Here is a 23,259-nt window from a genome sequence, read left to right on the forward strand (position 1 = left end):
GACACGACAGCGCGCCCGGCGAAAACCAGGCGCGCTTCGTTTAGGCAGTTACGCGGGCTGCATTACTCCGCGTACTTGAACTCCGGCATGTTCTTCAGCTCGTCCTTGCTGGCATTGAACACGGCGTGGTCCGGATACCACTTCGAGGTGGACGACGTCGTGGTCGCAGCCGGCCTGTCGGTGCCGGTCGCAGCGCCTGTCGTGGTCGATGCGGCGGGCTTGGCGCCCGGATTCGTGCCGGTGCCGGTATAGGCGACGGCCTCGTTGACGAACTTCAATTTCTCATAGGGCACGGCGACCAGATGCTCGCCCATGCCGAGGAAGCCGCCGACGCCGATCACGGCAATCTTGACGTTGCCGCTCTTGTCCATCAGCAGCTCGTTGATCGAGCCGATGTTCTCGTTGGCCTCGTTATAGACCTTCAGGCCCGACATCTTCGACGTACGCCACTCGCCGGAAGCGGTCGTGGTGGCCGTCGTCGCGGTGGCCGCGGTCGGCGCCTTGTCGGTGGTGGCGGTCGGCGATTGCGCGAACGCAACGGTCGCAAGCAGTGCGGTGCCGGCGAGGCCGGCGGCGATGGATTTCGTCAGCATGTTGTCCTCTCCTTCACAGAAAAAACTCGTGTGGAGAAAACAGCGCTGATCACACGCAGTTCCGTGCGCGCCGCAATTTCGTCGCGCTATGCGCGAGCGCGGAAACCTCGCAGGGACTGTTCCTGCGTCACCCAGGAACATTTTGCGGCGCACGGTTCCCCGCCGACGATCATGCGCCCTGGGTGAAGCACGATCGTGGCGAGGACTCGCGCCGACCCGCGTCGCTCAGGGTCAGCTCTTGTAGTCGATCAGAAGCGCGGAGAGGTCGGAATTGCCGGACGAACTGCCGTTGGCGCCGTAGGACGAGCTCGATGATTGCGACTGCTGCAGCGCCTGCAGGAACTGCTGGAGAATCTCGGCCGTGGAGGCATCGGTCGACGTGCTGCTGGTCGAGTCCGCAGACGACGCCGAATCCGAAGCGCTGTCGTCCGGCGGCGGACCGGGCGGAGGTCCGCCTGCACCGCCGGCGCCACCCGGCCCGCCCGGACCGCCCGCGAAGGCGGACTGAAACACGCCCTTGAGCGCTTCGGCCTGATCCGACGTCAGCGTGCCGTTCGACACCTCGTTCGAAATGAGGTCGTCGATCTTCGACTTCATGTCCTCCTTGGAGGGACGCGTGCCGCTCGACTGGTCGCTCGAGCGGCTCTGCTGGAGTGCCGTGTCGATGTCGGTCAGCGCCGTCGAGAGCGCTGACTGGTCCGACGACGAGATCGTGCCGGCGGACACTTCCGATTGCAATTCCTGCTGCAGCCGCTGCAGCGGCGAGGGGTGGTTGTTGGCGGAGGCCGCCGAAATCGAGGTCATGATGGCTCCGTGGATTTTGCGGGGTTTCGTCGCGGACCACGCCACGCTATGGTTAACGGCCTTAACGAGACCTTGCCGCTTCGCGACGGCGCGATTGCCGCCTGTTGCGGGAAGCCCGACAGAAACAATCCGAAACAAAAATCTTCGCCATTTGGCCCGAATCCTGGACAAACAAAGCGCATGGCCGTTCCCAATCCCAACATCCTGGTCGTCGAAGACGACCGCGAAACCCGGACGTTGATTGCGAAGTACCTGCGCAACAACGCCTGCAACGTCACCGCCGTGAGCGACGGCCGCGAGATGTCGCGCGCCATGGCCGATCACCGCGTCGACCTCATCATCCTCGATGTCATGCTGCCGGGCGAGGACGGCCTCAGCCTGTGCCGCAAGGTGCGTGCCGAGGCGCAGACGCCGATCATCATGCTGACCGCGCGCGGCGAGGACGTCGACCGCATCGTCGGCCTGGAGATGGGCGCCGACGACTATCTGCCGAAACCGTTCAACCCGCGCGAGCTGCTCGCCCGCATCAACGCGGTGCTGCGCCGCCAGGCCGCGGCCCAGGCGGCGAGCTCGATCGAAGGCGCCTCCACGCTCACCTTCGAGGGCTGGCACATCGACCTGCGCCTGCGCGAATTGCGCAATCCCGAAGGCGCGCGCGTCGCGGTGACCAGCGCCGAGTTCGATCTCCTGCGCACGTTCTGCGAACGGCCCGGCCGCGTGCTGTCACGCGACAGCCTGCTCGACCTCACGCAAGGGCGCAGCACCGGTTCGTTCGAACGCTCCATCGACGTTCTGGTCAGCCGCATCCGCCGCAAGATCGAGCCCAATCCAACCGATCCCACGCTCATCAAGACGGTGCGCTCCGGCGGCTATCTGTTCACGCCGCGAACGCAGGTGGCGAGTCCTCAAGGCACTCAAGCAGCGAGCATTGAAGCGGTTGCGGCGCCCCTGAGCAGTTGAAGGGGACGCCAACGATGAAGCCGTTCGGATTCTTCCACCTCAAGGGGATCGGCGGGCAGATCGCCGCGCTGGTGCTGGCTTCGACCGTCGCGCTCCATCTCGTCGTCACCACCGCCTTCCTGATCAGCCGGCCCGACCGCCCCGACACGCCGCCGGACGGCGCCCATCAGCTGACCGATGCCGCGCTGCTGCTCGGCTCGGCCGAGGCCGGCGAGCGTCCGCGCCTCGTCGCCGATCTCGCGCGCGCCTTCCCCAAGCTCGGCATCGAAATGCTCGCCCCCGGCGCCGCAAGCGTCGCAGAGAGCGACAATCAGCATCTGCGCGGGATGCGCCGTCATCTCGGACGCGGCTACAGGGCGGTCCAGCTGACCTTGGGCGGCACAGCATCCCGCGTCGGCGTCGAGTTGCCCGACGGCACCGTGATCGCCGGACATGTCGAGGGCGACCCGCGCCCGTGGTTCTGGGGCGGCCCCTGGCTGACGGCGCTGATGACCGCCTTCATCTGCGTCAGCGTGCTCGGCCTGTGGGCGGTGCGCGCGCTGGCAGCACCGCTATCGTCATTCGCCAACGCCGCCGAGAATTTCAGCGTCGACGGCGAGGCGGAGCCGCTGCCGGAGCGCGGCCCGGAGGAGATCCGCTCGGTAGCGCGCGCGCTCAACCGCATGCATGAGCGGATCGCCCGGCTGATGTCGGATCGCACCCGGATGCTGGCCGCGATCAGCCACGATCTGCGCACGCCAATCACGCGGCTGCGCCTGCGCGCCGAATTCATCGAGGACGAGGGCAACCGCAAGCGCATGCTGATGGACCTCGATCAGATGCGCGCGATGCTGGAATCGGTGCTGTCGCTGTTGCGCAACGACCGCAAGGTCGAGGCGGTTACGCTGGTCGACATCGCCAGCACGCTCCAGCTCGTCGCCGACCAGTTCGGCGACATGGGCCATGTCGTGCATTACGACGGGCCGGCGTCCGCGACCGCCGCCGCGCGGCCCGACGATCTGCATCGCGGTGTCACCAACCTGGTCGAGAACGCCGTGCGCTTCGGCGCCGAGGTGACGATCCGCCTCGACATCTCGGGTACCACGCTCGTCATCGACGTCGAGGACGACGGCCCCGGCATTTCTGATGCGCGAAAGCAGGAGATGCTGGAGCCGTTCGTGCGCGGCGACGATGCGCGCACCATGGACGAATCCACCGGCTTCGGGCTCGGCCTGTCGATCGCGCGCGCCATCGCGCTCGCCCATGGCGGCGAGCTGTCGCTGCACGACCGCAACCCACATGGACTAATCGTACGAATGCAATTGCCGCTTTGGCAGCAGCCGCGGCTCGCCGCCTAACTCACGCCGCGAGCGGCGGGTGCTCGATCGCGGTCTCGTCGAAGATGGCCATCGCCTCGAAGCGATAATTGCAGGCGTGGCAATTCCAGAGATAGGAGACGCGTCCCTCGCCCGGCTCGATCCAGTCAGGCTGCGGGATCGGCGCGCCACATTGGGCACAGGGGTTCTGTCTGGGGATGTCGCCGGCATACAGCCTGGCCATGTTTGATTTTGTCATGGCACCTCTCCCGATTTGCAGCGTCTTCTTACTCGCTTTCGCTGGCACGCGCGAATAGACAGGCGTGCTGCCGCGAGCGGGGATCGTCCGTCCCCGAAGCTCTCTTGCGCCAGCTTTGAGTCGTAACCGCGGCTCGGCACCGCAAAATCGGGCGATGGCGGCGTTTGGTCACATCATCGCCGCGTTCGGAAGGCCTAACGGCGGCTGGGCGCAGGTCACCTAGGGGACCTCAGGGATATCTGATGAAAATTTTATGCATTGCCGCGCTGCTCGCGGCCGGATTGACATTGCCGCAGGCTGCAGTCGCGGGCGAAGCCGAATATGCCGAGATGGTCGCGGCCCATGCCCGCGCCAACGGCGTGCCGGAAGCGCTGGTGCATCGCGTGATCATGCGCGAGAGCCGCTACCAGCCGCACCTCGTCGGCCGCGGCGGCACCATCGGGCTGATGCAGATCAAGCTCGCGACCGCCCGCGGGGTCGGCTACACCGGCGACGCCGCCGGCCTGCGCGATCCCAACACCAACCTCACGTATGCCGTGAAATACCTCGCCGGCGCCTATCGCGCCGCCAACGGCGACCATGCCCGGGCCGTGCGTTATTTCGCCGGCGGCTATTACTACGCCGCCAAACGCCAGCGGCAGCAGGCCGTGCAAATCGCCAATATGGGCGATACCAATATGGGCAATATGGGCCAACCCTGGCTCGAGCCCAACGGCAACCCGCAGCCGATGTTCGGCGCCACTCCGCACAGGAAGCTGGCCCAGCGTGTCCGCAATGCGCGGGCGCAAGCCTCGCAATAGCCGCTCGTGTCCCGGACGCGCTGCAGCGCGTAGCGTTGCTGCGCAGCGCCGGGACCCAGCATCCCTGCATCAGCATGGGCCCCGGCTCAGCAGCGCAGCACTGCGTGATGCGCTGCGTCCGGGGCATGAGGGTTCCCGCAACACGCGTTGACCACCCCGCCTCCGTGGCATACATTAGAGCCGTTCCGAGGGGTGCTCCGAGGAGGAGCTGAGATACCGCTAAATGGGCAATAACGCCCAGGACCGCGGTGACCCTTTGAACCTGATCCGGGTCATGCCGGCGAAGGGACAGGGATGTTGCAAACGACCAAGCGACCGGACTCACCGGTATCCATCATCGGCGCAGGCATCGCCGGAGCCTGGCAAGCCCTGCTGTTCGCGCAGGCCGGCCATGCCGTGACCTTGCACGAGCGCGGTGACGAGGCGATGACGGACGCCACCAGCCATTGGGCCGGCGGCATGCTCGCGCCCTATTGCGAGGCCGAGGTCGCCGAACCCATCATCAGCCGCCTCGGGCTGCGCTCGCTCGACCTCTGGCGGCGCGAGCTGCCCGACACGCCCTTCAACGGCTCGCTGGTCGTCGCACATCCGCGCGAACGCAACGATTTCGAGCGTTTTGCGCGCATGACCGAGGACCACCGCCGGCTCGATGCCTCAGGCCTCGCCGCGCTCGAACCCTCGCTGGAGGGCCGCTTCCGCGACGCGCTGTTCTTCCCGGCCGAGGGCCATGTCGAGCCGCGCCGCGTGCTGCCGCAGTTGCACGATCGCATCCGCGCCGCCGGCGGCACCATCAAATTCTCCAGCGACGTCGCAGCCGGGGATCTCGACGGCATCGTGATCGACTGCCGCGGCCTTGGCGCCCGCGACGAGCAGAGCGAGCTTCGCGGCGTCAAGGGCGAGATGATCCTGATCGAGACAGACGAGGTGCAGCTTGCGCGCCCGGTGCGGCTGATGCATCCGCGCTGGCCGCTTTACGTGATCCCGCGCGAGGACAATCTGTTCATGCTGGGCGCGACCTCGATCGAGGCCGAGGACACCGGCGTCAGCGTCCGCTCCGCGCTGGAGCTTTTGGGCGCGGCCTACGCCGTGCACCCCGCCTTCGGCGAGGCCCGCATCGTCGAATTCGGCTCGGGGCTGCGTCCCGCCTATCCCGACAATCTGCCGCGCATCGGCATTCGCGGCAAGACGATCTCCGTCAACGGACTCTACCGCCACGGCTTCCTGATCGCGCCGGCGCTCGCCGAGCTGACGCTCGCCTATGTCGAGCGCGGCCAGATCGACAACGAGGTGATGCGATGCTTGTGATCGTCAACGGCGAGCAGCGCGAGGTGACTTCGGGAAGCGTCGATGCGCTGCTCTCGGAGCTCGACTACGAGGGCACCCATTTCGCGATCGCGCTGAACTACGACGTCGTGCCGAAGAGCCGCTGGGCCGAGACGGCACTGAAGGCCGGCGACGAGATCGAGATCATCACGCCGCGGCAGGGAGGGTGAGGTGATGCCTGTCGCCACAAACGACGCCGTCATCCTGAGGTGCGAGCCGTCTTCGGCTCGCCTCGAAGGATGGCCGCAAGCGGCGCTGTCATCCTTCGAGACGCGCAAGTGCGCGCACCTCAGGATGACGGTCTGTGCAAGTCGCCCGCAAGGAAATTGAAGCCATGGTGACCTTCTACGGCAAATCCTTCGCCTCCCGCCTGCTGATCGGCAGCGCGCTCTATCCCTCGCCTGCGATCATGCAGGAAGCGATCCGCGCCTCCGGCTCGAACATCGTCACGGTGTCGCTGCGGCGCGAATCCGCCGGCGGCAAGACCGGGGACGCGTTCTGGAAGCTGATCCGCGAGCTCGACGTCACCGTGCTGCCGAACACCGCGGGATGCCGCAGCGTGCGCGAGGCCGTGACCACGGCAAAGCTCGCGCGCGAATTGTTCGGGACGAGCTGGATCAAGCTCGAGGTGATCGCCGACAACGACACGCTGCAGCCCGATGTCGTCGGCCTCGTCGAAGCTGCCACCATCCTGATCAAGGACGGCTTTGAAGTGTTCCCCTATTGCACCGAGGATCTCTCGGTCGCCAACCGCCTGGTCGATGCCGGCTGCAAGGTGGTGATGCCGTGGGCAGCTCCGATCGGCAGCGCGAAGGGCATCACCAATCGCGATGCCTTGAGGCTGCTGCGCGAGCGCCTGCCCGACATCACGCTGGTGGTCGACGCCGGCCTCGGCGCTCCCAGCCACGCCGCGCAGGCGCTGGAGCTCGGCTATGACGCCGTGCTGCTCAACACCGCGATCGCCAAAGCCGCCGATCCCGTCGCGATGGCAAACGCCTTCCGCCTCGGCTGTGATGCCGGCCGCACCGCTTATGAAGCCGGGCTGATGAACGCCCGCGACTTCGCCTCCCCCTCCACCCCTGTCGTTGGGACTCCGTTCTGGCATGCCGTATCCTGATCGATTTTATCCCGTCGTCGACAACCTCAAATGGGTCGAGCGACTGACAAAGCTCGGCGTCGGCACCATCCAGCTGCGCGCCAAGGAGCTCAACGACGCCGACGCGCTGCAGATCGTCACCGACGCGCTGGCCATCACCAAGGATACGCAAGCCAAGCTGGTCGTGAACGACTATTGGCGCGCCGCCGTCGTCGCCGGCGCGAAATATCTGCATCTCGGCCAGGAGGATCTGGCGGAAGCCGACCTCAAGGCCATCCGCGAGGCCGGCCTTTCGCTCGGCATCTCCACCCATGACGATGCCGAGCTTGAAACCGCGCTCGAGGCCAAGCCCGACTATGTCGCGCTCGGCCCGATCTTCTTCACCACACTTAAATCGATGCGCTTCGAGCCGCAGGGCATTCCGAAGATCACCGAATGGAAGAAGCGCATCGGCAACATCCCGCTGGTCGCGATCGGCGGCATCAAGTTCGAGCACGCCGCGGAGATATTTGCGGCGGGCGCGGACTCGATCGCAGTGGTGAGCGATGTGACGCAGAACGCCGATCCCGATGCGCGCGTGCGGCAATGGCTCGGCCAATCAGCGGAGGATGCATGATGCAGGTCCGCCCCTATTCGACCCGTCACCCTGAGGTGGCCGCTTCTTCAGCGGCCCTCGAAGGGCGACGGCCCGGCTCTTTCATCCTTCGAGGCTCGCGTTCCGCGAGCACCTCAGGATGACGAGATCGAATATCTCACAACAGAATTAAACCGGAGGATCCCATGAACATCCGCTCCAATCCCGAGAAAACCGTCCCCGCCGTCACCACCGGCCCCCTTCCCTCCTCGCGAAAAATCTTCGCCTCGCCGGACGCTGCGCCCGACCTGCGCGTGCCGCTGCGCGAGATCATCCTGTCCGAAGGCGCGGGCGAGCCGAACCTGCCGGTCTACGACACCTCGGGCCCTTACACCGATCCGTCCGTGACCATCGACGTCAACGCCGGCCTTGCCCGCAATCGCAAGCAATGGGTGCTGGAGCGCGGCGGCGTCGAGGAATATCACGGCCGGCAGATCAAGCCGGAGGACAACGGCAGCGTCTCCACCGACAACGCCGCGCGCGCCTTCAGCGCCTATCACCAGCCGCTACGCGGCCTCGACGGTCACAAGATCACCCAGCTCGAATTCGCCCGCGCCGGCATCATCACCAAGGAGATGATCTACGTCGCCGCCCGCGAGAACCTCGGCCGCAAGCAGCAGCTCGAGCGCGCGGAAGCAGCCCTCGCCGACGGCGAGAGCTTCGGCGCCGCCGTGCCCGCCTTCATCACCCCGGAGTTCGTTCGCGACGAGATCGCGCGCGGCCGCGCCATCATCCCCTCCAACATCAACCACAGTGAACTCGAGCCGATGATCATCGGCCGCAACTTCCTGACCAAGATCAACGCCAATATCGGCAACTCGGCCGTGACCTCGTCCGTCGAGGAAGAGGTCGAGAAGATGGTGTGGGCGATCCGCTGGGGCGCCGACACCGTGATGGACCTCTCGACCGGCCGCAACATCCACACCACCCGCGAATGGATCCTGCGCAACTCGCCGGTGCCGATCGGCACCGTCCCCATTTATCAGGCGCTGGAGAAGTGCAACGGCGATCCGGTGGCGCTCACCTGGGAGCTCTACAAGGACACGCTGATCGAGCAGTGCGAGCAGGGCGTCGACTATTTCACCATCCACGCCGGCGTCCGCCTGCAATACATCCATCTCACCGCCAACCGCGTCACCGGCATCGTCTCCAGAGGCGGCTCGATCATGGCGAAGTGGTGCCTGGCGCATCACAAGGAGAGCTTCCTCTATACGCATTTCGACGAGATCTGCGACCTCATGCGCAAGTATGACGTCTCGTTCTCGCTCGGCGACGGCCTGCGCCCCGGCTCGATCGCGGACGCCAACGACCGCGCGCAGTTCGCGGAGCTGGAGACGCTCGGCGAGCTCACCAAGATTGCGTGGGACAAGGGCTGCCAGGTCATGATCGAAGGCCCCGGCCACGTGCCGATGCACAAGATCAAGATCAACATGGACAAGCAGCTCAAGGAGTGCGGCGAAGCGCCGTTCTACACGCTTGGACCTCTGACCACCGATATCGCGCCGGGCTACGACCACATCACCTCGGGTATCGGCGCCGCCATGATCGGCTGGTTCGGCTGCGCCATGCTCTGCTACGTCACGCCGAAAGAGCATCTCGGCCTGCCCGATCGCAACGACGTCAAGGTCGGCGTCATCACCTACAAGATCGCCGCCCACGCGTCCGATCTCGCCAAGGGCCACCCCGCAGCCCAACTGCGCGACGACGCCCTCTCCCGCGCGAGGTTCGACTTCCGCTGGAGCGACCAGTTCAACCTCGGCCTCGACCCTGACACGGCCAAGAACTTCCACGACGAGACCCTGCCCAAGGAAGCCCACAAGGTCGCCCATTTCTGCTCGATGTGCGGCCCAAAATTCTGCTCGATGAAGATCACGCAGGACGTGCGGGACTACGCGGCGACGCTGAACGATCCGAACAGCGTGGGCATGTCGCTGGCCGGCACCGCCGAGGACGGCATGGCCAAGATGAGCGCGAAGTTCAAGGAGATGGGGAGCAGCGTTTATCTGGATGCGGAGAAGGTGAAGGAGAGCAATCGGGTGTTGTGAGGGGGCAAGCCCGTTTTCACCTAGAAGCCTAAAGATAGAGCGCTTAGACCATCGGCCGGCAACTTTTAGTTGCCGACCGATTTATTTTCAGCCAAGCTAACCTCATTTGATTTTTGGCCATTTAGGGGGAAGGTCATGGCAGGCAATAAGAGCCCTAAGACAATTGCGACTATCAATTTTAAAGGCGGCGTGGGGAAAACAACGGTTACCTGGTGTCTCGCCGATACGCTTGCCACTTACTCCAATGCAAGCGTTCTCATGTTCGACCTCGATGCGCAAATGTCACTTACACAGGCTGTTGGCCTTAACGAGGACAGCGGCTCACTGCATGCAGCATTTGGCAGCTGGTACGACAAAAGCGTCTCTGACCGTCGGACAATCTTTGATGCGATTGATCAATACACGAAGCCAGGAGCTCACTTCGATTTTCCGATAGCGTACGACTTTATCTATCAGATTACGAAGGGTCTTCACTTCGTTCCCTCGGTAGAGGACCTCTATTGGCTCGAACTGGAAGTTTTTGATCGGGACCAGATGAAGGACTTTATGCGCAGGCTACTCGGCAAAATTCATCACTCAAGCAAAGTCACCGACTATGACTATGTTCTGTTCGATTGCCCGCCTTCATTCACGCTCCTTTCGTACAGCGTACTGTCATGCTGCGATTTGGTCCTCATCCCGGTCAACCCAGACTTCTTTGCATCAAGGGGCGTCAGCTTGTTGTTGAATTCGCTTAAGATGCGAATAGAACCCCACCCAACTCCGCAGATCGCGGTCTTCATGAACAAGACTAAGACGTGGGCCAACTCACCAACAAAAGAAACTACATTCTACATGCGGCAAATTCAGCAGATCTGCGACCGCGCGACTAAAGATCACGGCATCCGTGCAAAATTCTTCGATGATGCATGGGTACGTGAGAGAGTAGGCATTAAGCGAGCCATTACCGGCGGCGGCGTACCGGCGGATTTAGTCGCCGATTTTCAGACGCTCTGGAGTGCGTGTTTGGGGGTGATTAAGTGACAAATGAAGCACCATTTCGGAGTTCTGACGAAGAGATTGAAAAGCTCTTGGAGGAATGCGGGGAGCTTAAGAGGACACTTAAGACCATTAGTTCCCAGCTTTCCCGGATGGAGAACCGGATAAAGGCCGCGTTTCCAGCTGCGGCCAAGAAGATTAAGGAGCAGCGGCAAGCACGGTCAGCGCAGAGGGAAAGCACTCTCTCAGCCGATCAAGCGGTGGCCGAGTTCGACAAGATTGTACAGCTCGCCTCTTCAGGAGCCACATCTGAGGCAGAGACTTATCTTGCTCGCCGTCCTTCTGCCGACCTACTCTCAATAGCGAGAGAAGTTGGCGTTACATTTCCCAGTAACAAACCTTCGGTTCGCGCTATGCTTGACGCAATTCTCGGTAAAGTCCGAGAGAGCCTACTCTTGTCACGTCATAGTCGTCGAGAATGAACAACTTGCCAGCTGACATCTTGCAGTGGACAGAACTGCGGCACTCGGCAAGGCGAACGATGCATTCGCAAACCTCATTCGAACGGGAGTTTTCATGGCCAAAACACTATTCGACGAAATTGAGCATTCCGATGCAGCAGCAGCTACTGAAGACAAGCTAGCACTTGAGCAGGTCTCCGACGAACTGAACGTCATCGACGAGACGGAAGACGAAAAGCTAGCACCAACACGCTTTCGGATCACGTCTTATGGCGCCGACCTTTCCGTGTTTGATCTTAGACGACGACTTGGACATGAAATTCTCATCCCTGCGCCATTTCAGCGGAAATTTGTCTGGACCCAACGCCAAGCATCGCGATTTGTCGAATCTATTCTCCTTGGCCTCCCTGTGCCTGGTATCTTTGTCTATCTGAAGGATAAGAAGCAACTCATCGTCGATGGACAACAGCGGCTGATTACTTTGGACAGATTTCTGTCAGGAACTTGGGAGACGAAGACTCGAAAGCAAGGAGGGAAGGACGTTGAAGTCGTCACGCCGTTCGATCTGGTAGATGTGGATCCTGCATGGGAAGGGAGGACATTCCAGAAATTGGACAAAGACGATCGAGACGAAATCGAGAACTACCTCATTCATGCGACGATATTTCGTCAAGATCATCCAAAGGCTAAAGATCGCAGCATCTACGAGGTCTTTGAAAGAATTAACACCGGCGGCCTTCGTCTCTCGCCCCAGGAAATAAGAGCGTGCGTTAGCCACGGCACCTTCGTCGTAAAGTTGGGCGAAGCTGCTGAGCTTCCGAATTGGCGCAGAATTTATGGCAGAAGGAGTCCACGACTGAAGGACGAAGAACTGATCCTTCGGTTCTTTGCATTACTGCACGCCGTCGACAGCTATAAGCGACCGATGCGCGTCTTTCTTGATGACTATCTCGAGGCAAACAAAGACATATCCGACCAATCCTTCGCCGATCTTGTAGCTCTTTTTGTAAGGACACTAGATGTCTTCTATGATGTTTTAGGAGATCGAGCATTTCGTCCGGAGAAGGCCATCAATGCCGCGGTCTTTGATGCAATGATGATCGGTTGCGCCAAGCGGCTCCAGAATGGCAATGTTAGTAACAAAGACGAATTCGCCAATGCGTACGCTGCACTTCTTGCAGACGAAACTTTTCGTCGCAACTATCAACGAGCAACGGCGGACGAAGAGAGCGTTAAGAATCGTATCAAGCTTGCAACATCGGCTTTCGCCAGTGTGACGTAAGATGAGAAGTCATGGCATTTTGGATCAAGTCGACAATCTAATTTCCCAAGCCAAAAGCGCTCCAATCAGCCTTCCCGGAGGCGATGGCGACTTCATTCAATCGCAGTTGGTTCGTTATGGTTGTCTTCTGACGTGCGCAGCTATCGAACAGGCATTGATCGATACTGCGGTGTCTTACGCTGATAGATTTGGTGACGATCGCCTGAGCGCCTTTGTTTCCGAGTCGCTTAAGACGGGAAGGAATCCTTCCCCCGGATATATCAAGGAGACTCTTTCGAGGTTCGACCCAGACTGGGGGTCTCACATTGGATCCGTAATCGATGCCGTAGGCGAAGATAAGATAAAGTCCATTGTTTCCAATAGGAACCGCATTGCGCATGGCGAAAGTGTCTCGATGGGAGTCACTTCCCTATTGCAGTGGGTGCCGGCGGCGCGGCAGCTTTGTTTGGAAATCGTCAAGTTTGCCAAATAAGATCGCAGGATAGCGCATTCTTCGCGTTGAGCTGCAGACAAATGCGGCTTTCCGGTTTGGGGCTCAGTCGGGCAACGCGCAACACCAACGATCTATGGTCCGTGTTTGACCCACCGCCTCCCCGACCAGCTCCGCCCCAACCTCCGCCTCGTCTTCGTCGGCACCGCCGCCTCGACGCGCTCGGCTGAAGTCGGACACTACTACGCCCATCCCGGCAACCGCTTCTGGCGCGCGATCCATGAGGCCGGCATCACGCCACGGCGGTATCAGCCAAGCGAGTTCGCATCGCTGATCGCGCTCGGGATCGGCTTCACCGATCTCTGCAAGACGGGCGCCGGGATGGATCACCAGATCGCGGCGGAGACGATCGACGTATCAGGCTTCAGGGCGAAGATCGAAAAATATCGGCCGCGGACGATTGCGTTCACGAGCAAGAAGGCGGCGAGCTTGTTTTACGGCCGGCCGTCAGTTGCGATAGCGCTGGGGCGGCAGGCGCGCGATGAGAGCTGGCCGGAGATCTTCGTGCTGCCGTCGCCGTCGGGTGCGGCGTCCGGGCATTGGACGATTGAGCCGTGGCGTGAGCTTGCGGCGCGGATCGCTGCGTAGGGTGGGCAAAGGCGCTCTTGCGCCGTGGCCACGATCTTTCCATGGGTCCGGCAGGACGTGGGCACGGCGCGCGAAGGGCGCGCCTTTGCCCACCCGCCTTTGCCCACCCTACGGCACTTCAGCCCAACGCCTTCAGCTCCCGCGCGAGGTTGACGCGGGCTTGCCGATCGAACCTCGCGGCGAAATCCGGATCGGGAAAGATCACCTCGCGTGCAGCAAAATGGCGAAGCACGCGGGCACGGCCGATGCGATAGTCGTCTTCGCCGACGTGGATGAATTCCCGGCGGATCGCGGCGGCATAGGCGTCGTAGCGCGCGGCATCAGTGCCGAGAATGCTGAGGTCGATCGAGATCAGGATCGCACCGAGACGATCGCCGGCGGCAATTTCGTGCGTCTTGGTAAGGCGGATCAGGCGGCCGACCTCCTGACGAAGCTCGGCGCGGACATGCTGCTCGGCGAGCTCCGCGCTGCGCTCCTCGTTATCCGACCGGGTCGGGTCGTACACGACGTCGTGCCACCAGATCGCCTCCGACAGCGTCTCGCGCTCGGCGGCCGAAAGACCTTCGACACCCGCGAGCGCGGCGAGGCAATCCTCGATATGCGCGAGATTGTGATAGTGGCGGCCGGGCGCCGCATAGGCCGCGGCCAACTGTTCCCGATTCATCGGCAAGGCATCATTCATCGAACAGTTCCTTGAACAGCCTCTTCGCACGTTCGAGGCCTTCCTCCGTAAACACCACGGATTTCACCTTGCCGACGGGATCGTCAATCATGCCCTTGTCATGCAGGCGGCCGAGCACGTCCCAATCAAACCCCTTCCAGGCCCGATAGCCGTCGTGCAGAGTCAGGTAAAGCAGGGCGAGCGCCGCGTCGTCGATCTTGTCGTTGTTGATGGCCATCGTGATCTCCTCCGGAGCGGGCGGAGGATATCCTATTGCGTAACAGGCAATCTGCAATGGCGACTCAGCGGCGTGGGGTGGGCAAAGGCGCTCTTGCGCCGTGCCCACGATCTTTCCGTGGGTCCGGCAACGCGTGGGCACGGCGCGAAGAGCGCGCCTTTGCCCACCCTACGGGACTGGTCGTTTCGGTACGGGGACCAACCGCAACAGATAAATCACGCGGTATGGGTCCCGTCGTTCGCCGGGACGACACCGTTGGTTTGGCAGCACGCGAGATAAGAATCGAACCGTTGTCGGAATCCGCACCAGCCGTTCGTCCTCTGCAAAGCTAAACGGCGATCAACCCGGAGCCCTAGATGCCCCCCACCATCACCGCCTTCGAAAACTCCCCCGACCGCGGCCGGGGACAGGCGCGCGACATGCGGGTTCGCTGGGCGTTCGAGGAAGTCGGGCAACCTTACGACGTTCACCTTGTCTCGTTCGCCGAGATGAAGGCGCCGGCGCACCGCGCGCGGCATCCGTTCGGGCAGATTCCGACCTATGAGGATGGCGATCTCACTCTGTTCGAGTCGGGCGCAATCGTGCTGCATATCGCAGAACGCCACGATGGCTTGCTGCCGAAGGACGCCAATGCGCGCGCCCGCGCGATCGCCTGGATGTTCGCTGCGCTGAGCACGGCGGAGCCGCCGATCGTCGAGCTCACCATGGCCATGCTGTTCGAGCGCGACAGGAACTGGTACGCGGAGCGGCTGCCCATGCTGCAGGAGCGCGTCCGTGTCAGGCTCGGCGAATTGTCCCGCCACATCGGTGGTGCCGACTGGCTCGACGGCGCGTTCAGCGCCGGCGACCTCATGATGGTGACGGTGCTGCGGCGGCTGAACACATCTGGCCTGGTGGACGAATATCCCGAGATCGCCGCCTATGTCGCGCGCGGTGAAGCGCGGCCGGCGTTCAAGCGGGCGTTCGATGCGCAGCTTGCGGTGTTTAGGGCTGCATCACAGTCGTAGTGTGGATTAGCCCCGGGCTGCGCGAAGCGCAGTCCCTCAGCGTAATCCACCTCTGTCTATATCGGCGGACACAAAAGAGGTGGGTTACGCCGCGCGGGCCGCGCTTCGCGCAGCCGCTCGGCTAACCCACCCTACGACTACGCGCCGCCTCACTGAAACCGATACGTCACGGCGAACGTCGCCAGATGCGTCCGCATCGCGACGTCATAGGTATTGACGGACGGATTGAACTCGGGTCGGCCGCTCGACCGTGCGACGGTGAAACCGGTGCTGCCGTAGTCGACATAGCGGTATTCGGCGCGCGCGAGCCAATTGCCCCACAGCACCGTCTCCAGGCCGCCGCCGAGCGTCCAGCCCATCTTCGTGGTCGACGAATTGATGATCGGCGAGGACAGCGCGAAGAAGCCGCTGCAGTTGCGGCTGGTGCAGGTTGAGGTCAATTCGAAGTTCTGCCACGCCGCGCCGGCTGTGGCATAGAGCATGGTGTGGGGGTTGACGAGATAGCCGGCGCGCGCGCGCAAGGATGCGTCCCAGCGGCTGCGGATCGAAAGGCTCTCGCCCGGCGCCTGGGAGTCGGCGAGATGGATGCTGGTAAAACCTTCGCGCATGGTGGTGCGGTCGGCGAAGCCGACGTCGCCCTCGACGCCGGCGGTCCATTGCGGGGCGAGCTGCCAGAGATAGCCCGCATAGGGGCTGGCGCGAAACGCGGTGTTGTCCATCGGGCGGTTGTTGGCGCGCTTGGCGAGGTCGAACGCAGAGCCGCCAATGGTCTCCGACGTTGCCGTCAGGTCGGTGCGCGTGGCGCGCGCTCCGAGGCCAAGGCCGAGATACGCACCCGTCCAGGACGGCAGCATGGCGGCCTGCGCCTGCAGCGGATGCCAACCGCCACCGGTGACGGGAGCGCCGAACTTGTAGGCGAGGCCGACGCTCGCCGTGTGGGTCCGCAGACTGGTGTCGAAATTGTCGACCGTCAGCGTGGGCCCCGCGCCGCTTCTGGTGCGCGCGAGGGCGAACGGCGTGGTTCCGAAATCGGCGTAGCGATAGTCGGCGCGCAGCAGCCAATTGCCCCCTAGCGCGGTCTCGAGGCCGCCGCCGAGCGTCCACCCGGTCTTGATGGCGGAGTTCGACACCACGGCGGGCAGCGCATTGTTGCAGGTGGCGCCGACGCAGACCGAGGTGACGTCGAACTGCTGCCAGGCAAGTCCGCCCGTCACATAGGCCAGTGTCGCCGGCGTCAGCAGATAGCCGGCGCGGCCGCGCAGGCTCGCATCCCAGCCGGCCTCGAGCGCGAGGCTGTCGGCGAGGAAGGTGGACGAGCCGGCCCGCGGCGAGGCGCGAAACCCCTGGAGGATGGTGGTCTGGTTGCCAAAACCGACATCGCCTTCGACGCCGAGGACCCAGCTCGGTGCCACCTGCCAATTGAAACCGGCATAGGGATTGACGCGAAGACCCGGGCCATCGAACGGCTGACTGACGACGGCATCGCCGATGTCACGGGGAACGCCGTCCTCCAGCACCGAGGTGGTGGTGAGATCGGCGGCCGTCGATCGAAAGCCGAGGCCGAGGCCGGCATAGAAGCCGGTCCACGACGAGACCGCGACCGGCGGCGCCTTGGTCAACGGCTTTGCCGCGAGGTCCGCAGCCCGTGCCGGTGCTGCGAAGGCGAGCCCGACCAGAAGCGCACCGCCGCAAGACAATGCCGGCATGTTTCGGCGGGTCGATGAACATCGCATGGCGGGCCCTGGGGCAAGTATTTCAGGCCGAATCCATACTGCGAACGGGCGATCCCTCGCGTCCTCCGATCGAACGACACCGCCGACAAGGCGCCGGATTGTTGCAAGCCTGTCACTGCAGCGATACGACTCCGGGTGGAAGGGAGCCCGCCCATGCTGACCCTCTATTCCTACCCGCAACTGTTCGGCGTCGCCGACAACAACGGCTACGGCCTCAAGGTCTACGCCTTCCTCAAGCTCGCAGCCGTGTCGTTCGTGCACGAGCATATCTTCGATGCCTCGGCCGCACCGCGCGGGCAGCTGCCTTACGTCGTCGACGACGGCGAGAGCATCGGCGACAGCGAGACCATCATCGCGCATGTGATCGCGAAATATCGTCTCACCATCGATGCCGGACTTTCACCGGCGCAGAGTCGCACCAATCTCCTCGTCACGCGCATGCTCGACGATCTCTATTGGGTGATGTCGTATTCGCGCTGGAAGGACGAGCGCTATTATCCGGCGTTCCGCGACGGCTTCATCGCGCAGCATCCGCAAGTGAGTGCGGAAGGGTTCGAGAAGGCCAAGGCGTATAATGCGCAGCGCTATCATTACCAGGGCATCGGCCGCTACACGCCGGAGCAGGCTTACGCGCGCGGGCTCGCCGATTTGCAGGTGCTGGCCGAGATCGTACCCGCCGCGGGCTTCGTGCACGGCGCGGCGCCAACGAGCGTCGATGCCGGCATCTATGGCTTTGTCGCGAACATCTATTATTTTCCGATCCCGACGCCGCTGAAGGCGTTCGTGGATGCGCAGAAGAATCTCGTCGCGCATTGCGAGCGGATTCATGCGGCGGTCGGAAAATCGTAGGGTGGGTCAGCGCAGCGGCTGCGCGATGCGCGGGCCGATGCGCGTAACCCACCTCTTCGCTTTCCGCGGTGACAGAAGCGGTGGGTTACGCCAAGCGGCTAACCCACCCTACGATACCCTGGCCTACCGCATCGTGATCGCAAGGCCGCTGAGATCCGCATTCGCCATCAACCCGACCTGCGTGCCCGTCAGCTCCAGCACGGCGCCCTTCTGGTTGGTGAGCACGATGGCACGGGCGCCGGCGCCCACGGCGAGGCCCGCGCCGGCGGCGCCGTAGACCCCGGCGACATCGGAGGGACGGTTGATGTTGGAGACGCGGCCGCGCAGCACCGTCTTTGAACCGCCGAAGACGAGGCCGTAGTCGAGGCCGCCGGTGGAGAGCCCATAGGTGCGGCCGCGGAAGTTGAGCACGCCGCTCCCGCCTGAGCCGCCGATGATCCAGCCGGCCTTGTAGATCGTCAGCGTCACGAAACCGCTGTCGGCCATCGCCGAGGTCGAGAGCCCGGCCAGGGCGGCAATGGCGACCAGCGCGGCGCGGAAGGTGGATGCAATCTTCATGGACGTCTCCGGGGGCTATTTTTCAAGGGGGGAAAGCGAATCAGACGAGCCGAATCTATCCGATCGATCGGGGCGGCAACATGATGGGACTGCCCTGAGACACAAGGTGCAGCGTCGCACTCAACCGTCATCGCCCGGTTCAACCGGGCGATCCAGTATTCCAGAGGCGGCGGTGATTGAGCCGAGAGGCCGCGGCGTACTGGATGCCCCGGTCAAAGCCGGGGCATGACGGCGGAGGCTCGGGCACAAGGTCGCGCATCGCCATCATCCCATTCTGCCCTTGTTTTGCCCGACGGAGCAACTTGAGTGTTTAGCCTTTACCGAATTATAGAAGCTCAATGATCTCCGCATGATCTCTACTGTGCATGGGGTTGTTTTCGCGTTTTTGTTCTTGCCCGTCTCCGCAACCCGATTGCAAGTCTCCCGCATGTCGCTACGCTCATGCGGGCTACGCGCCCGTTCCTAATTCGAGGTGATGCCATGCCGATCCAGCATTTCGCGCCCCCGCCGCACGTGAAGGCGCCGCCGCTGTCCTTTGCGACGCGCGTCGGCGATCTCCTGTTCGTCTCGGGCATTCCGGGCTTCGATGCCAATGGTGCGCTGCCCGACGGTTTCGAGGCGCAGTTCGCCAATGTCGTCGTCAACATCAAGCGCGTGCTGGACGAGGCCGGCGCCGGTGTCCGCGACCTCGTCAAGGTCAACGTGCTCTTGACCCGCGCCTCCGACGTCGCCGCCATGAACGCGCTCTATGCCGGCGCCTTCGGCCCGCCGCCCTATCCGGCCCGCACCACCTGCGTGGTGCAGGCCCTGCCCGATCCGAAGATGCTGATCGAGATCGAGGCGGTGGCCTCGCTGGCGAAGTGAGCCACGGAGCGTGTGGCTTGCCGGGCACGCGGCCGAACCAAATGCTTGGGGAACAGCTGACATGTCCGTGAACGGCAGCTCACCGGCTTGCAAAGGACCTGCTTTTACCGCACGAATTTTTGCGTCCCACTTCCCCACAAGGAGATATTTCATGCGTCGCGTTCTCGCCCTCTGTGCCGTTGCCGGCATCGCAAGTTCCGTGTTCGCCGTGCCCGCATCCGCCAAGGTCGGCTATTACGTGATCCGCTGGGACAACACCGGCATCTGCCAGGTCTGGAACGAAGACCTGCAGTACAAGCCGCTTCAAATTGGGGTGTCGACCTACAAGGTCGTCAGCAAGCCGCTCCCGACCTTCCAGGCCGCTTCCGACGTCCAGATCAAGATGCGCGCCGAGCGCCGCTGCACGCTCTGAGCTTTTTGCAACGGATCGGATTTCGAGGGCGGGTCGCGCGAGCGGTCCGCCTTCTTCTTTTTGCGGGACCCGCGCGTTTTCCGGCCGAATTCAGCCATGTCCCGCCCGCGCGCTTTGAACCTGGCCGGCCTGCGGAACTACTCACATCTTGTCCGGGGCGCATCCCCCAAGACGTCCCGCACCAGCCCTCCCCGTCATTGCCGGGAGGCACATCACATCATTCATTTGAGGAGCTGATCATGCGTCGTATTTCCGTGCTGTGCGCTGCCGCCGGTCTTGCCGTCACCGCCTTCGTCGCGGCGAGCCCTGCGGAAGCCAGCTATCACCTGATCCGCTGGCAGGACACCGGCCTGTGCCAGATCTGGGACGAGAGCATCCCGACCACACCGTGGCCGGCCGGCTATCATCGCGCCAGCGCATCCGTGCCGACCTTCATCGACGCCCTCGCGGTGAAGGATGCCGCGCTGAAGAACGGTCAGTGCACCTGGTAAGATTTTCGATCGGCGGACGAAGAGCGGGCAAGGACCATGCGTCCTTGCCCGCTTGTTTTTCCGAGATGTCGTAGGGTGGGCAAAGGCGCGCACTTCGCGCGCCGTGCCCACGCCTTTCAACAACGAGCAAATGGCGGGCACGGCGCGAAGCGCCTTTGCCCACCCTACGAGATATCGTCAAGCCCTCTCACGCGTCCTTGTGCGCGCCGGGATGGATCAGGACGTCGCGCGCGGCGGCGAGGTCGATGAAGGCTTGCGCGCTGCCGCCGTGGTCGGGATGCATGCCCTTGGCGGCGCGGCGATAGGCCTGGTTGATGTCCTCGCAGGTGAGCTGCACCGCGAGCGGCAGACCAAGCATCTTGCGGGCGCGATCCTCGCTGGACAGCTGTTTCGGCATGGCGTTGCGGCGGCCGAAGCGCGGCGCTGTCAGATCATGAACGACTTCGAGAACGACGCCGATGCGGCGCTGGGCCGCCAGCGTGACGCCGTGATCGTCATTGTCGACCGCCTGGCGAAGCACCGGAAGCGCCTGCTCGGCGGCCTGTCGCAGCGTGGCATCGACGCTCATCCGCGCGATCTCGGCCACGAGCCGGCCCGCCTCGGCCCAATCGGCCGATTGCGCCGACCGCAGGCGTTCGAGGGCGGGTTTCCAGGAGTCGAGCCGGGAGTCGAGCCGTTCCATCATGCGCGCAACGTTTAGCAATGAAGATCAGTATGCCAAGGCTGCCGTTTCCGACCCCTTAATTTCGAGTTAGCGTTTCGTGAAACTTCGAAACGAAATCGGGAGGAAAATGTAATGGCATTGCTCGCAAACCACATCGCCGTCGTCACGGGCGCCGGTTCCGGCATCGGCCACGCCATCGCGGCCGGCTACGCCCGCGAGGGCGCGCAAGTGGTGCTGCTCGACGTCAATGCCGACACGGTCGCGGAGGCCGCACAGGAGATCCGCAAAGCGGGCGGCAAGGCCGAGAGTTTTGCGCTCGACGTTGTCAGCCGCGAGGACTGTTTTGCGCTGGCCAAGCAGGTCGCGGGCGAGGTCGGGCAGGTCTCGATCCTCGTCAACAATGCCGGCATCACCCGCCGCAACGCCTTCACCGCGGAGACCGAGACGGTGGCGAAGGACTGGAACGACATCATCTCGCTCAACCTCAACGGCGTCTTCAACATGACGCAGGCCTTCCTTGCACCCTTGCGCGCGAGCAAAGGCCGCATCGTCAATATCGGCTCGATCCAGTCCTTCGTGCACCTGCGCACGCCAAGCTCGGCGGCTTACACGACCTCGAAACACGGCGTGCTCGGCTTTACCAAGGCGCTCGCGGTCGAACTCGGCAAGGAGGGCGTGCGCGTCAACGCGATCGGGCCGGGCTTCATCGAGACCAACATCAACGCCAATGTGCGCGCGACCAATCCGGCGCTGGTGCAGGCCTTCGTCGACCACACCCCGCTGGCGCGCACCGGCAAGCCCGAGGATATCGTCGGGCCCGCGATCTTCCTCGCCTCGGATCTGTCGGCTTATGTCACGGGAACGATCGTGATGGTGGACGGCGGCTATCGGACGGTGTGAGGCGCGACTCACTATCCCGAAGCACGGGATCATCGTCCGCCGTGTAGGCAATTGCGCCACTGGACCGGACGATGACACCGCGTGTGTGGAAGAGATAGTCCCGCATCACGATGCATCTGGCGCAAATCGCGGCGGCTTAGCGGCATTCCTGAGGTCAATTGGTGCGATCGTCCGCGATTAACCTTTCATTAACCAAACCCGCCCACCGTGGATCTACGGCTTGGGGGTCGTTGGTTCTCGATCCGCTTCCAAAGATGGCAGCGGGCGTTGATCGGGAGGTGTGTTGATGACCACTGTTCATGTCGCTGCGTCCGAGTCGGGCGCGCAATTCCTTGCTCCTAACCAGATCGTTCCGCTTCTGATCGGCGCCACCGTCGACGAGGTCGAGCGCGAGCTCGTGCTTCAGACGCTTGCGCGCTGCGACGGCAACCGCACACGCGCATCGCGCGTGCTCGGCCTGTCGGTGCGTACGCTGCGCAACAAGATCAAGCTCTATGCCGCGTCCGGCATCGAGGTGCCCGCCTATCAGGATTAGCGCGTGGGCGGAATTGCTGCTGTCGTCAAACGCCGCTAAGTAGCTTGCTTCCGATCATGGGGAGCAGTGGCGTGGCAGACGATCAGGGACGACGGCAGGGATCTCAAGGGCCGCGCGGACGGCAGGGTGAACCGGGACGGCCGGGACCGCAGGGTCATCCCGGCCGGCGCGGTCCCGACGGCGCGCGCGGCAAGCCGGGACCGCAGGGAAAGCCGGGGCCGCTCGGAAAGCCGGGACCTCAGGGCAAGCCCGGTCCGCAAGGCAAGCAGGGTGAGGCTGGCCCGCGTGGGGCCGCCGGCGCGCAGGGGCCTGCCGGACCTCAAGGGCCGGCGGGACCGCAAGGCCCGCGCGGCGAGGCTGGGCCTGCCGGTCAATTGCCCTCGATCGAACAGCTGCTGCCGTGGCTCGAGCAACTGTTCGACGCCTGGGACGAGCGCCGCCGCCAGCGCGAGCGCGACGCCGCCGAACGCGAGGCGCTGGAGGCCGCCGTGCAGGAGCCCGATGAGGGCATCGTCGACGACGCGAGCGACGACAGCGAAGGCGACGCGCACAAGAAAAAGAAGAAAAAGAAGAAGCACGGTCACTAGGATTAGTGGCGCGCCCGTGCCCCGACGCAGCGCAGCACGCAGTGACGCGCTGCTGGGCCGGCGCCCATCTGACCAAGAGCTTTTCTCGCGATTTTCTGGGTCCCGGCACTGCGTCGCAGCGCTGACGCACTGCGCCGCGTCCGGGACACGAG

The 23,259-nt window shown here is 63.5% G+C and carries 28 protein-coding genes and 1 riboswitch; of the genes, 20 read left to right on the plus strand and 8 right to left on the minus strand.

Annotated elements, in window-relative coordinates; genetic code table 11:
- Positions 1-62 precede the first annotated feature (62 nt).
- Together BM190_RS08355 and BM190_RS08360 are read right to left on the minus strand one after the other, a co-directional pair.
- Positions 63-593, minus strand: coding sequence for a PRC-barrel domain-containing protein (locus BM190_RS08355; protein WP_018318630.1), 531 nt, complete (start codon positions 591-593; stop codon positions 63-65).
- Positions 594-824: 231 nt separating this feature from the next.
- Positions 825-1,397 (minus strand): hypothetical protein, encoded by a 573-nt coding sequence (locus tag BM190_RS08360; RefSeq protein WP_177236970.1) that lies wholly within the window; start codon positions 1,395-1,397, stop codon positions 825-827.
- A 180-nt stretch (positions 1,398-1,577) separates the two neighbouring features.
- Here BM190_RS08360 and BM190_RS08365 point away from each other — a divergent pair, with 180 nt between their 5' ends.
- Together BM190_RS08365 and BM190_RS08370 are read left to right on the plus strand one after the other, a co-directional pair.
- Complete coding sequence (locus tag BM190_RS08365) at positions 1,578-2,357, plus strand: response regulator (protein ID WP_092253529.1); 780 nt, start codon at positions 1,578-1,580, stop codon at positions 2,355-2,357.
- A 14-nt stretch (positions 2,358-2,371) separates the two neighbouring features.
- The gene (locus tag BM190_RS08370; protein ID WP_092253531.1) at positions 2,372-3,694 is read left to right on the plus strand and encodes an ATP-binding protein; all 1,323 of its coding nucleotides are present in this window, start codon (positions 2,372-2,374) and stop codon (positions 3,692-3,694) included.
- Between the two features lies 1 nt (position 3,695).
- On the opposite strand, the gene BM190_RS08375 is transcribed toward BM190_RS08370, so the two are convergent.
- The gene (locus BM190_RS08375) at positions 3,696-3,911 is read right to left on the minus strand and encodes a hypothetical protein (RefSeq protein ID WP_092253533.1); all 216 of its coding nucleotides are present in this window, start codon (positions 3,909-3,911) and stop codon (positions 3,696-3,698) included.
- A gap of 242 nt (positions 3,912-4,153) precedes the next feature.
- Between BM190_RS08375 and BM190_RS08380 the strand changes: the two genes are divergently transcribed.
- From BM190_RS08380 to BM190_RS08425, 10 genes are all read left to right on the plus strand, one after another.
- The gene (locus BM190_RS08380) at positions 4,154-4,711 is read left to right on the plus strand and encodes a lytic transglycosylase domain-containing protein (protein ID WP_092253535.1); all 558 of its coding nucleotides are present in this window, start codon (positions 4,154-4,156) and stop codon (positions 4,709-4,711) included.
- A gap of 178 nt (positions 4,712-4,889) precedes the next feature.
- Positions 4,890-5,018, plus strand: a riboswitch (TPP riboswitch).
- Positions 5,006-6,016, plus strand: a complete 1,011-nt coding sequence (locus tag BM190_RS08385) for an FAD-dependent oxidoreductase (protein WP_092253537.1) — start codon at positions 5,006-5,008, stop codon at positions 6,014-6,016. (Overlaps the previous riboswitch by 13 nt.)
- Complete coding sequence (gene thiS, locus BM190_RS08390; RefSeq protein ID WP_018318622.1) at positions 6,007-6,204, plus strand: sulfur carrier protein ThiS; 198 nt, start codon at positions 6,007-6,009, stop codon at positions 6,202-6,204. Before BM190_RS08385 ends, thiS begins: the two co-directional genes overlap by 10 nt.
- Before the next feature lie 164 nt (positions 6,205-6,368).
- Positions 6,369-7,151 (plus strand): thiazole synthase, encoded by a 783-nt coding sequence (locus BM190_RS08395; protein WP_092253539.1) that lies wholly within the window; start codon positions 6,369-6,371, stop codon positions 7,149-7,151.
- A complete protein-coding gene (locus tag BM190_RS08400; protein ID WP_092253541.1) occupies positions 7,138-7,746 on the plus strand; it encodes a thiamine phosphate synthase in 609 nt (202 codons plus the stop codon). Before BM190_RS08395 ends, BM190_RS08400 begins: the two co-directional genes overlap by 14 nt.
- Before the next feature lie 164 nt (positions 7,747-7,910).
- Positions 7,911-9,809 (plus strand): phosphomethylpyrimidine synthase ThiC, encoded by a 1,899-nt coding sequence (gene thiC / locus BM190_RS08405; RefSeq protein ID WP_092253543.1) that lies wholly within the window; start codon positions 7,911-7,913, stop codon positions 9,807-9,809.
- 135 nt (positions 9,810-9,944) lie between these two features.
- Positions 9,945-10,832 (plus strand): ParA family protein, encoded by an 888-nt coding sequence (locus BM190_RS08410; RefSeq protein WP_092253545.1) that lies wholly within the window; start codon positions 9,945-9,947, stop codon positions 10,830-10,832.
- A 531-nt stretch (positions 10,833-11,363) separates the two neighbouring features.
- Positions 11,364-12,530, plus strand: coding sequence for a DUF262 domain-containing protein (locus BM190_RS08415; RefSeq protein WP_092253547.1), 1,167 nt, complete (start codon positions 11,364-11,366; stop codon positions 12,528-12,530).
- Position 12,531: 1 nt separating this feature from the next.
- Positions 12,532-13,002: a HEPN domain-containing protein gene (locus tag BM190_RS08420; protein ID WP_092253549.1), complete on the plus strand. Its 471-nt coding sequence runs from the start codon at positions 12,532-12,534 to the stop codon at positions 13,000-13,002.
- A gap of 105 nt (positions 13,003-13,107) precedes the next feature.
- Complete coding sequence (locus BM190_RS08425; protein WP_092253551.1) at positions 13,108-13,608, plus strand: mismatch-specific DNA-glycosylase; 501 nt, start codon at positions 13,108-13,110, stop codon at positions 13,606-13,608.
- Positions 13,609-13,726: 118 nt separating this feature from the next.
- On the opposite strand, the gene BM190_RS08430 is transcribed toward BM190_RS08425, so the two are convergent.
- Together BM190_RS08430 and BM190_RS08435 are read right to left on the minus strand one after the other, a co-directional pair.
- Positions 13,727-14,290 carry an HD domain-containing protein gene (locus tag BM190_RS08430; RefSeq protein ID WP_409362461.1) on the minus strand — a complete coding sequence of 188 codons (564 nt, stop codon included), beginning with the start codon at positions 14,288-14,290 and terminating at the stop codon, positions 13,727-13,729.
- Positions 14,283-14,507 (minus strand): DUF6429 family protein, encoded by a 225-nt coding sequence (locus tag BM190_RS08435; protein WP_092253553.1) that lies wholly within the window; start codon positions 14,505-14,507, stop codon positions 14,283-14,285. Before BM190_RS08435 ends, BM190_RS08430 begins: the two co-directional genes overlap by 8 nt.
- Before the next feature lie 356 nt (positions 14,508-14,863).
- Here BM190_RS08435 and BM190_RS08440 point away from each other — a divergent pair, with 356 nt between their 5' ends.
- Positions 14,864-15,514 (plus strand): glutathione S-transferase family protein, encoded by a 651-nt coding sequence (locus BM190_RS08440; RefSeq protein WP_092253555.1) that lies wholly within the window; start codon positions 14,864-14,866, stop codon positions 15,512-15,514.
- Between the two features lie 149 nt (positions 15,515-15,663).
- Here BM190_RS08440 and BM190_RS08445 read toward each other — a convergent pair whose 3' ends face one another.
- Positions 15,664-17,220 (minus strand): outer membrane protein, encoded by a 1,557-nt coding sequence (locus tag BM190_RS08445; protein ID WP_092253557.1) that lies wholly within the window; start codon positions 17,218-17,220, stop codon positions 15,664-15,666.
- 180 nt (positions 17,221-17,400) lie between these two features.
- Between BM190_RS08445 and BM190_RS08450 the strand changes: the two genes are divergently transcribed.
- Positions 17,401-18,096, plus strand: coding sequence for a glutathione S-transferase family protein (locus tag BM190_RS08450; protein ID WP_092253984.1), 696 nt, complete (start codon positions 17,401-17,403; stop codon positions 18,094-18,096).
- Between the two features lie 123 nt (positions 18,097-18,219).
- Here the strand turns inward: BM190_RS08450 and BM190_RS08455 are convergent, their stop codons facing one another.
- Complete coding sequence (locus tag BM190_RS08455; RefSeq protein ID WP_018318613.1) at positions 18,220-18,654, minus strand: hypothetical protein; 435 nt, start codon at positions 18,652-18,654, stop codon at positions 18,220-18,222.
- Positions 18,655-19,134: 480 nt separating this feature from the next.
- Between BM190_RS08455 and BM190_RS08460 the strand changes: the two genes are divergently transcribed.
- From BM190_RS08460 to BM190_RS08470, 3 genes are all read left to right on the plus strand, one after another.
- Positions 19,135-19,518, plus strand: a complete 384-nt coding sequence (locus BM190_RS08460; RefSeq protein WP_018318612.1) for a RidA family protein — start codon at positions 19,135-19,137, stop codon at positions 19,516-19,518.
- 151 nt (positions 19,519-19,669) lie between these two features.
- A complete protein-coding gene (locus tag BM190_RS40315) occupies positions 19,670-19,930 on the plus strand; it encodes a hypothetical protein (protein WP_018318611.1) in 261 nt (86 codons plus the stop codon).
- 239 nt (positions 19,931-20,169) lie between these two features.
- Positions 20,170-20,421: a hypothetical protein gene (locus BM190_RS08470; RefSeq protein WP_018318610.1), complete on the plus strand. Its 252-nt coding sequence runs from the start codon at positions 20,170-20,172 to the stop codon at positions 20,419-20,421.
- A gap of 187 nt (positions 20,422-20,608) precedes the next feature.
- On the opposite strand, the gene BM190_RS08475 is transcribed toward BM190_RS08470, so the two are convergent.
- Positions 20,609-21,106: a molecular chaperone DnaJ gene (locus tag BM190_RS08475; RefSeq protein WP_092253560.1), complete on the minus strand. Its 498-nt coding sequence runs from the start codon at positions 21,104-21,106 to the stop codon at positions 20,609-20,611.
- Positions 21,107-21,217: 111 nt separating this feature from the next.
- Between BM190_RS08475 and BM190_RS08480 the strand changes: the two genes are divergently transcribed.
- From BM190_RS08480 to BM190_RS08490, 3 genes are all read left to right on the plus strand, one after another.
- A complete protein-coding gene (locus BM190_RS08480; protein WP_092253562.1) occupies positions 21,218-21,985 on the plus strand; it encodes an SDR family NAD(P)-dependent oxidoreductase in 768 nt (255 codons plus the stop codon).
- Between the two features lie 286 nt (positions 21,986-22,271).
- Complete coding sequence (locus tag BM190_RS08485) at positions 22,272-22,520, plus strand: helix-turn-helix domain-containing protein (protein ID WP_018318607.1); 249 nt, start codon at positions 22,272-22,274, stop codon at positions 22,518-22,520.
- Positions 22,521-22,591: 71 nt separating this feature from the next.
- On the plus strand, positions 22,592-23,107 hold the full coding sequence (locus BM190_RS08490; RefSeq protein ID WP_092253986.1) for a collagen-like domain-containing protein: 516 nt from the start codon (positions 22,592-22,594) through the stop codon (positions 23,105-23,107).
- Positions 23,108-23,259 lie beyond the last annotated feature (152 nt).

Source organism: Bradyrhizobium sp. Rc3b, assembly GCF_900114915.1.
Lineage (GTDB): Bacteria > Pseudomonadota > Alphaproteobacteria > Rhizobiales > Xanthobacteraceae > Bradyrhizobium.